Origin of the sequence: Stenotrophomonas sp. SKA14 (assembly GCF_000158575.1) — a bacterium.
GTDB lineage: Bacteria > Pseudomonadota > Gammaproteobacteria > Xanthomonadales > Xanthomonadaceae > Stenotrophomonas > Stenotrophomonas forensis.
Window position 1 is genome coordinate 1 of record NZ_DS999413.1, and the last position, 1,556, is coordinate 1,556.

Here is a 1,556-nt window from a genome sequence, read left to right on the forward strand (position 1 = left end):
TCGTGATCGCGCGCAGGTGGGTGACGATCTCTGGGTGAGTGGCACGCTGGGCGATGCCGCCGGCGCATTGAAGCTCTGGCAGCAGGGCGCTTTGAACGTGGCCGCCGCCACGCTGTTGGCCGACTACGAACACCTGCGCCTGCGCCTGCTGCGGCCCACGCCGCGTGTAACCCTCGGCCTGCGCCTGCGTGCCTTTGCGCACGCGGCCGTGGATGTATCGGACGGCCTGCTGGCCGACGCCGGCCATATTGCCGCACGCAGTGGCGTGGCCGTGCATGTGGATGCCGACATGCTGCCGATCTCGCCGGAGCTGCGCGAGCTGCTCGGTCGCGAGGAAGCACGTGAGTGTGCGCTGCGCGGCGGCGACGACTACGAACTGTGCTTCACCGCCGCCGCCGATCAGCGCGACGCGCTGATGTATCTATCGCAGACGCTGGACCTGCCGCTTACCCGCATCGGCCGCATTGCCGAAGGGCAGGGCGTACAGGTGGATGGCGAAGCCGCCAGCGGCGGTTACCAGCACTTCGCGTAGAAGCAGCAATACCTGCTCTGGTGGGTGTCAACCTTGGTTGGCACGAATGTGTCCGGCGTCCGTGCCAACACCGTGTCGACCAAGGTCGACACCTACCCATGCGGGGCGTGCCGGAATTGCTCTGGTGGGTGTCAACCTTGGTTGGCACGAATGTGTCCGGCGTCCATGCCAACACCGTGTCGACCAAGGTCGACACCTACCAATGCCGTGGGCTGCCTGCGCGCTGCTTTGGTGGGTGCCAACCTTGGTTGGCACGAATGTGTCCGGCGTCCGTACCAACACCGTGTCGACCAAGGTCGACACCTACCAAAGCCGTGGGCTGCCTGCGCGCTGCTTTGGTGGGTGCCAACCTTGGTTGGCACGAATGTGTCCGGCGTCCGTACCAACACCGTGTCGACCAAGGTCGACACCTACCAAAGCCGTGGGCTGCCTGCGCGCTGCTTTGGTGGGTGCCAACCTTGGTTGGCACGAATGTGTCCGGCGTCCGTGCCAACACCGTGTCGACCAAGGTCGACACCTACCAAAGCCATGGACTTGGTTGGCACGAATGTGTCCGGCGTCCGTGCCAACTCCGTGTCGACCAAGGTCGACACCTACCAATGCCGTGGGCTTGGTTGGCACGAATGTGTCCGGCGTCCGTACCAACGCCGTGTCGACCAAGGTCGACACCTACCCATGCATGGCAATTACACGTGCGGAACCGGCGCGCCGAAACGGTTTTCGCCCGGCGTGCCCGGCAGCAGCAAGAAAACCAGCACCACCAGGCCCACCACCGGCACCAGCATCAGCAGATACCACCAACCGGAGCGGTCGGTGTCATGCAGGCGGCGCACGGTCACCGCAATCAGCGGAACGATCACCGCCAGCCACATCACCACGCTCAAACCTGTCGAAACCAGCGCCAGCGTGCCCGACTGGGTGTAACCCGCAATGAAGCTCAGCACATACAGCGGGAGCGAGAGAATTACGATGAACAACTGGAACCACCAGAACTCACTGCGGCTGGCGCGCCCGCTGAACTGCG

General features: G+C 64.3%; 2 protein-coding genes. One reads left to right on the forward strand and one right to left on the reverse strand.

Features of this window, described 5'->3' with window-relative positions; all coding sequences use genetic code 11:
- On the forward strand, positions 1 to 532 hold a 532-nt coding region (locus SSKA14_RS22905; RefSeq protein ID WP_008268859.1), incomplete at its 5' end, for an AIR synthase-related protein.
- Positions 533 to 1,218: 686 nt separating this feature from the next.
- Here SSKA14_RS22905 and SSKA14_RS22910 read toward each other — a convergent pair.
- A partial coding sequence (locus SSKA14_RS22910) for a DUF805 domain-containing protein (RefSeq protein ID WP_008268860.1) occupies positions 1,219 to 1,556 on the reverse strand: 338 nt, incomplete at its 5' end.